This window comes from Candidatus Babeliales bacterium, assembly GCA_040879965.1.
Taxonomy (GTDB): domain Bacteria; phylum Babelota; class Babeliae; order Babelales; family JACPOV01; genus JBBDJI01.
The window spans coordinates 1-7,835 of the sequence record JBBDJI010000002.1; the positions used below are offsets into that span (position 1 = coordinate 1).

Consider the following 7,835-nt stretch of genomic DNA (forward strand, 5'->3'; position numbering starts at 1 on the left):
ACTCCTTTTTCCTCATAAAGATTAGCTATATATAATAAATGTGTTTTTTGCAGTGACCAGTTTAGATTTTTCTTAAGCTCGGTCTTAGAACTTGGTGGGTGAAAAAGCATACAGAAAGCTTCTGTATAAGTGAATTATTAAGTATCAGTGCTTCTTTTTTTTATCGTAGAAAAAATAAACTGAAGATTATTTTTAAAAGAGCTTTTATCTATCAGGTATAGTATTCCTACAAAAAGGAGAAGAAAGAACAATATTTTGGCGAAAATACTGATAATGGGCAGGTATATATCAAATATAGTCTGCAAATACATTGCTAATATTCCAAGAATTAAAAATATAATCAGGGGTCTGTAAAATTGTTGAAAATATTCTTTTAGTGAGATTTTTGCCAAGGGTAAAAGTTGTATATACCACAAAGGAATTAACAATAGAACCCCCAGCAGTAAAATAGCGAATGCCACTCCGTTTATACTATGCAATGCCCCTATGAAAATAAAAGCAGGAGTAATTAAAACACGTAATATCGTCCAGAAAAAACCAATATCTGTTCTTCCTGTTGCAATCTGCAGGCTGCCAACAGGATTAGAAAGAGATGTTATACAATAATAGAGGGATAAAAAAGACAACACCAGATAAGCTTCCACATAGCTATTACCATAGAGGAAATATAGTATTTCTTTTGATCCGGCTAAAACTACTAAGAAGAGAGGTAAATTTATATAGGCTAAAAAATGGATTACTTGTAGATATGATTTCTTTAGCCTTTCTTTATCTTTTTGTATAGAAGAAAGAAGAGGGCTTAAGACATTAACTATTATAGGATTAATCAAAGAATAAAGTTTTAGAACAACCTGCTTAGACAGGGTATATACCCCTAACAATTCGGCACCAAGTATCTTGCCTATAATAAAGATATCAGCTTCTTGTGAAATAAAATCCAAAATTCTGCTTCCTGTTTTATATCCTCCAACTCGTAAAAAGGGTTTAATTTCGTTGATTTTGAAACGCAGGCTAATAGGGTTGTTACGTATATTGGTAACTAGGAATAAAACATTTGAAACAGCAGAGTATAAAAGTGTTGAATAAACCAGGCTATATACACCGGCTCCCTCATATGCTAAAAATATTGCTACAATCAACCCTAAAAAGTAGGCGATTAGCTCAATAAAGGTAATAGGTCTAAATCTAAAGTCCTTTTGCATTATAGTCCGATGCTGCCGGCCAATCGCCATTAGTAGTAAATTAATTCCTAAAATGGGAATGATGTTTACCAAATCTTTTTCTTCATAAAAAGCTGATATAAAAGGAGTGATTATTAGAAGAAAGGCAAACATGAAGAGGGAGATAAAAATATTTAACCAATAGATGCTGCTATATTCTTTTTCAGTTGCATCTTGTTTATAGAGAATGGCAGAGGAAAGGCCTAAATCTACAAAAATGTTAGTGAATCCAATTACAACAAGTGCAATCGCTACGAGACCAAATGCTTCTTTAGGTAAAAAACGAGTTAAAATTGCAATTTGTAGCAGTTGAAATATTGATTTTCCGATTTTTTCTATCGAAGTCCATTTTACACCTGATATTGCTGTACTTTTTAGATTCATTGGACTATTCGTATAATTGAGCCCAATTGGAGATATTTTTTTCCCATAAACTCAACTCAAGTACTGCAGCAGGATTGGCAGATGTATCTTTATGATAGTTGTTGTAGTTTTTTAAAACCTGAATCAATGTTCCAGATAATTGGTCTATTCTTTCAACTTCTAAAAAATTAATCCCATAGTCTTTCATTGTTTGATAAGGAAGCCAGCTTCCAGTAATAACTACATTCCGGGTATAAAGGTGTTCCTGCATTGAGCCAGAAAACTGATCAGTTTTTTGCAACTGGATCATAATTTGAGAGGCTTTACGTATCAAAGAGACTGTATAATCACTTAAATACTCATCATATATTCTATAGTTAAAAGGAAGTTTGTTAAGTGTTTTTAGTAATTTTCTTTTATAAGCTTTATTACCTCCGTAAGTAAGAGGAAGTATAAGTTCAATGTCTTTATGATATTCTTTTAAACTATTTAGTTCCTGCAATATTTTCAGATGCTGTTGCAGCGGATTTAAGTTATAACCAATAGTTACAGCAATTTTATTATGATCCCATCCTAATTTTTTCTTGGCTTCTTCTTTTGTAATATTTATTTCTTTTAAAATCTCAAGCGGGGCAAGTCCAAAACGGCATAAAAGCAGGTTGTCCTTTTTCCATTGAAATTTTTCAATGAATTTCTCTCGCTTTTTTTTATTTGCAAATGTGATTTTATCAGATAGAGAACAAGCAGTCTTGAAAAGTTTTTTATCTTTATAATAGTGATGACTAAAATCACTACCCCAAATTGTAGTAATTACCTTTGTATTGGTATATTTTTTTACTAAAAAAATAAAATATGAAAAATGCATGCTAAGAAAATGAATATGGACAAATTCATATTTTGAAACTTCTTTAATTATATTTGAATAAAGATAAGATGCATATAAGGCTCTAATGCCCGGTATTCTTTGAATAATGCTATAGAGAAGATTATAAAAATTAATATAGTAGACATTATTATAGTACACTCTCGCACTATTCTTAATCAACCTGTCTGTCAATATATCTATTTCTAAATCCCTTCTGGTTTTTTTAAGCCATTTTACATAATTAGTAATCAAGGAATGGTTAGCATTACCAACTATTAAGATTCTTTTTTTAGACATTTAGTTCTACTTAGTATCCGATATTTCTCAAATACTCATCCCATTTCCCTACATCTTTCCAGGATTTTTCTGACACTGGAAAAACTCCAACAGTGCCAGCCCTTTTTTTAATTTTTTCAATTAAGTCTGTAATATGAAAAAATTTGTTATGTGGAATTTCATCGAGCAGATGAGGCTCAAGAACATACATTCCGCTGTTAATTTTAAAAGTAAGGTTTGGTTTTTCATTTAAGGATAGCAATTGTCCGTTGTCACCTGTGTCTATTGTTCCATAAGGGATTGCATAATTTTTTAAAGCAGCAACAATAGTTAATTCATTATTATTTTTTTTATGATAGTTCAAGATTTCGGAGTAATCTTGTTCTATTAAAATATCACAGTTGCTAACAAAGAACGTTTCTTTTAAATGATTTTTCAGAAGTGAAAGGCTGCCTGCGGTACCCAGTGGCTTTTCCTCTTCAAAACATGTAATTGAGTAGGGAAGGTTTTGTTCTCTTAAATAAAATTCAATTAAAGAAGCTTTATAATTCACCGAAATGTAAAAAGTGTCACTTCCGTAAATATGGAATCGGTCAAAAATATGTTCCAGCATCGTTTTATTATCGATAGGAAGAAGAGGTTTGGGGATGATATGTGTAATAGGTCTTAGTCTTGTACCAAATCCTCCGGCCATTATAACTACTGGTAAATTGAATCTTTCTTTTGGTTTTATTAGTTCATCTCCAAATATATCTTCCCAAAAAAACACCTGTACAATTTCATTTTGTTCATTTATTACAGGGCAGAGTTCCATTCGAAACTCGAGCATCATATTCTTAATTGTTGAAAAAGAATCTTCGGGGTGGGCCACTTTAATATTTGAACGTAATACCTTTTTAACCTGACTGTCCAATGGTTTGTTTTTTATTATGGCGCGTTGGATATCTCCAACACTCAATAATCCTTCAAATTTATCATTTTCATCAAAAACGATAAGCAGTTTTTTATCAAGCTTATCCATTTTTTTAAGAGCATCAAATAATGAAGAAGATTTATTAATAGTTCTGTTTTTATACATTTACTTATGAAAATTTTGAGTGCGTTAAAGAAAAAAAATACAACTCATTTTATTTAAATAAATCTTGCTGGATTACCCACGACTTTGTTCCCGCTGGGGACGTCAGTAAGTACAACGGTACCGGCACCGATTATAACGTCTTCACCAATATTAACTCCCTCCTTAATAAAAGAGTTTGAGCCGATAAAAGAACGCATACCAACAGAGACATTCCCGGCTAAAACAGCACTTGGTGCAATATGAACACCTTTTTTGATGTTGCACTCATGTTCAACAATTGCACCTGTGTTTATAATAACAGTATCTGAAATTTTTACCATTGGATTAATTATTGCTCCTGCTCCTATAAAAACACCTTTCCCTACATTTACCTTATCTGCAATAATTGCTGAAGGATGAATTATTTTAACTAATTCTTCATTTTTTCTTAGAATAAAATCTGCAATTTGATTTCTTATTCGATTATCCCCAACCCCTAAAATAAAACCATAGTTTTTATTCCATCCCTCAAAATCATCATTTTTCTCAAAACCCATATACTTAAGATTAAATGGATTTTGCATTGCTTCCTTATGATCAGTATACCCAATTATTGAAAGTTTATTTTGCAATGCTGCTTCAGCAACAACATAACTATGGCCTGAATATCCTAAAAGTATGTTTTTAATCATGTATGATTACGCTACTTGGGATATTTACAATTCGATTTTCTAAGATCTCAGCATTTTTTTGTTCATCTCGATAGCAAGTTTTAAACATTGGCAGTTTGTACATTAATTTCCATATAGGACGGGTCATAATGCCTCTTTTGTTGGTTTCTTGCAAAAAAAGATTTCTTTCGGTAAAGCTATCCAACTCCACACACATTAACCAATAATTAGCTTCAGTATTTGGGTTTTGTAAACGAAATTTTATTCCATTTTCTTTAAAAAATGTGTGATAGTTAAGTGCTAATTTCCTTTTTGTTTCAATAAAAAAATCTAATTGTTCCAATTGTGCGCAGATTAAAGCCGCATTTAAATTGGGCATACGGTAGTTATATCCTATTTCATCATGAATATATTCATAAGGATGCTTTTTTTTGGCAGTAGTTGTCAAATGTTTAGCCAGGTCGCCTTTTTTATTGTCGTTCGTAACGATAGCCCCTCCACCGCCTGCCGTAACAATTTTATTACCATTAAAAGAGTAAATCCCTATTGTTCCAAAGCTACCTGTAGGTTTCCCATAATAGGTAGAACCTAATGCTTCAGCAGCATCTTCTACTATTGGAATGTTCCATTTTGCACATACTTCCATCAACTCATTTAAATGTACTGGAAATCCAAATGTGTGCATAGGAACACAAGCGGAAATTTTCTTACCCGTTTTTTTATTAAAACAGCTTCCTTTTCGTCGTTCGCCATACTCGTTCAAAAATGAATCTACTGCTTTAGGAGATAAACCCATTGTATCTAAATCAACATCTAAAAAAACCGGAACTGCTTCATTATATGTGATAGCATTAGCCGTTGCAACAAAAGTTAACGCCTGAGTTAGTACTTCATCACCTTGCTGTACCCCTGCAAGCCGCAAAGCTACCTGCAAGGCTGCAGTACCATTTACAACTGCCACGGCTCTTTTTGTTTGAGAAATATGAGTGATTATGTCTTCAAATTTATCTACATAGGCACCTATGGATGAAACAAAGGTAGAGTCAATAGCATCTGAAACATATTTTTTTTCATTTCCAACAAACCTGGGCTCGTGTAATGGTATATAGTCTTTAGTTTTATATTGATCTTGTATAAAAGTGACTATTTGATTGAAGTCCATATATTAACCATCGTAATTAATCTGGAAATTTCCATATTTATTAGTGTTTGTCATCGAATCAGCATACACGCCAATTCCCAAAGCCTTTACTAATTCATGAATACCGTCTTCAATAGTAAATTTCGGTCCGAATCCTAAAGTTTTTTCTACTTTTTTAAATGACACTTTATAATTCCTGGGGTCGCTTCCTTTTGAATTATACACAACCTTTCCATCAGGTATGTATCTTAAGATTTCATCAACAATCATTTTTTTTGTGAAGTTGTTAATATCTCCACCGGCATTAAAAACTTCAAAATTTACACGGTCTTTATCAGCTTCAAGCACCATTTCAATAAGTCTTGCAAAATCTCTTAAGTGACAGTAGGGTCTCCAAGTTTGTTCATCGTAAACCACAAGTTTTTTTCCGAAGTATAAGTCCCTAGTGAATTCATTTACGGTTAAATCAAACCGCATACGGGGAGAAAGTCCAAATGCTGTTGCAAAGCGCAAGACTGTGCCTGTAAAATCGGCCTTACCATTTAGGCTCAATAGTTGATTTTCTGCTTCCACCTTTGCCGTTGCATATAATGAAAGCGGGTTAAGCTTAAATTCTTCATCGGCTAATTCATTTTCGCCAATTAACCCATAATTAGAGCATGTGGATATAAAAATTACTCTGTTTAACCCTTTTCCATTAAGAAAATTAATACAGTTCTTAATACCTGTAGAATTTATTTTTTTTGAGGCTTCAGGATATTTTTTTGTAATCGGGTCTCCTACCAATCCAGCCAATAAAACAACATCGGTTATCCCTTGAATAGATTTATGTAAATCATTTTCATTTGTTATATCCCCTTTTATAAAATTATAATTAGGATCCCCTAAGTAAGGTTGAATTGAAAATTCATTTTCATATGTAAAATTATCAAAAGCAGTAATTTTGTAACCTTTTTTCAGTAGATGTGATGTGAGTACTGTTCCTACATATCCAGCACCCCCTAATAGCAAAATATTTTTATTGGGCATAATCTTAAATTTTAAATAATTAGATTGTTAATGTTTCAAAGTTACCATTAATACTATAGATAAACTCTTGTAAAATTAATTAACTATTGATTGTTGTTGAATCGCTCAAATTAGTTCAAATTTTGAAGCAATATTTTATTGTAACATTGAAGTACTTTTTAAAAAGTTTAAAAAAGCAAAGAAATTATGTTGTGTAAAAAAGGTTAAAGCTTAACGATTTTAAATATTTAAATTACTTCCAAAAGAAGCTTTTCAAGGATTAAAATAACAGAGCATGCAAGAAGTCTAAAGTATAAAATTTTATTTAATGGTTTGTACACTTCTATTCAAAAATAGCCTAATAGCAATTTAATTTATTGATACAAACTTTTTAGAGCATTAAATTTTTATTATCTATCTTTGAGTTTTGTAGCAAAGGATATTCTAATGATAGTACAAACTAACAACTAATTAAATATGAGTGCTACTTGAATACTAATTTATTAAACAAAACAACAGAAGATTGACAAAAAAAAGTAACACAACAGACTTTTTTGATATATTAATTATTCTTGCAAAAAATAAATCCTTAATCCTTAAAGTTGTAATTGGGATCACATTAATTGCTTTGATTACTAGCTTGGTGTGGCCAAAATCCTTTCGTTCTTCTTCAGAAATTGTTCAAACAAGAGAGAGCATTGGAAGTTTAGGCGGGCTTTTACAAAATATAGGGTCGATTGGTGGCGGACAAAATAAGGTAGGGGGAGAAACTATGTTGGTGATCCTTAATAGCCAAAATCTTAAAGATAAGCTGATTGAAAGATTTGAGCTTGCTGAGGTTTATGGAACAGACATCAAAGAAGCTCTCTATGAAAAGTTAATGGGATTTATAGAAATTGAGGAAGTAAGGGAAGGTGGGTTTGGTTTTAATCCAATTGTATCTGTGAAAATAGGGGTAATTGATAAAGAACCTGAACGAGCACAGGCAATGAATCAATTTATCCTAACTGAATTACAGGAGAAATTGGAAATTATCAATATTGAATCGGCACAAGAAAACCTTAAAATAATTGAACAAAGATTTCTGGAAAACGAAAAAAGTTTAGCTGAAGCCGAACAAAAGTTGAATGAATTTCAAAATGAATATGGGATTTTAGAAGTGTCGAACCAGTTGGAAGCCCTGATCGGGAGTTTGGCAGAGCTGAAATCTGCGATTGTTCAAAAAGAAATTGAA

General features: G+C 31.9%; 7 protein-coding genes. 1 reads left to right on the forward strand and 6 read right to left on the reverse strand.

Translation table 11 applies throughout. The features are described from left to right. Positions 1 to 137: 137 nt before the first annotated feature. Genes WDZ41_00060 through WDZ41_00085 form a run of 6 tightly spaced genes read right to left on the reverse strand, consistent with a single transcriptional unit; the run spans position 138 to position 6,622 of the window. The gene (locus WDZ41_00060) at positions 138 to 1,604 is read right to left on the reverse strand and encodes an MOP flippase family protein (GenBank protein ID MEX0939734.1); all 1,467 of its coding nucleotides are present in this window, start codon (positions 1,602 to 1,604) and stop codon (positions 138 to 140) included. Positions 1,605 to 1,608: 4 nt separating this feature from the next. After that, positions 1,609 to 2,745: a hypothetical protein gene (locus tag WDZ41_00065; GenBank protein ID MEX0939735.1), complete on the reverse strand. Its 1,137-nt coding sequence runs from the start codon at positions 2,743 to 2,745 to the stop codon at positions 1,609 to 1,611. Between the two features lie 10 nt (positions 2,746 to 2,755). Beyond that, entirely contained in the window at positions 2,756 to 3,802 is a 1,047-nt protein-coding gene (locus WDZ41_00070; GenBank protein MEX0939736.1) for a nucleotidyltransferase family protein, read from the reverse strand. A gap of 53 nt (positions 3,803 to 3,855) precedes the next feature. After that, on the reverse strand, positions 3,856 to 4,473 hold the full coding sequence (locus WDZ41_00075) for an acetyltransferase (GenBank protein ID MEX0939737.1): 618 nt from the start codon (positions 4,471 to 4,473) through the stop codon (positions 3,856 to 3,858). After that, entirely contained in the window at positions 4,466 to 5,614 is a 1,149-nt protein-coding gene (locus WDZ41_00080; protein ID MEX0939738.1) for a LegC family aminotransferase, read from the reverse strand. The genes WDZ41_00075 and WDZ41_00080 overlap by 8 nt, the downstream gene beginning before the upstream one ends. A gap of 3 nt (positions 5,615 to 5,617) precedes the next feature. Beyond that, complete coding sequence (locus WDZ41_00085) at positions 5,618 to 6,622, reverse strand: NAD(P)-dependent oxidoreductase (GenBank protein MEX0939739.1); 1,005 nt, start codon at positions 6,620 to 6,622, stop codon at positions 5,618 to 5,620. A 502-nt stretch (positions 6,623 to 7,124) separates the two neighbouring features. Between WDZ41_00085 and WDZ41_00090 the strand changes: the two genes are divergently transcribed. Continuing rightward, positions 7,125 to 7,835, forward strand: a 711-nt coding sequence (locus WDZ41_00090) for a hypothetical protein (GenBank protein MEX0939740.1), incomplete at its 3' end; no start/stop codon positions are given.

Coding starts and splice junctions, on each gene's coding strand:
- WDZ41_00060 (MEX0939734.1), bottom strand. CDS start 1,604: ATGAATCTAAAAAGTACAGCAATATCAGGTGTAAAATGGACTTCGATA.
- WDZ41_00065 (MEX0939735.1), bottom strand. CDS start 2,745: ATGTCTAAAAAAAGAATCTTAATAGTTGGTAATGCTAACCATTCCTTG.
- WDZ41_00070 (MEX0939736.1), bottom strand. CDS start 3,802: ATGTATAAAAACAGAACTATTAATAAATCTTCTTCATTATTTGATGCT.
- WDZ41_00075 (MEX0939737.1), bottom strand. CDS start 4,473: ATGATTAAAAACATACTTTTAGGATATTCAGGCCATAGTTATGTTGTT.
- WDZ41_00080 (MEX0939738.1), bottom strand. CDS start 5,614: ATGGACTTCAATCAAATAGTCACTTTTATACAAGATCAATATAAAACT.
- WDZ41_00085 (MEX0939739.1), bottom strand. CDS start 6,622: ATGCCCAATAAAAATATTTTGCTATTAGGGGGTGCTGGATATGTAGGA.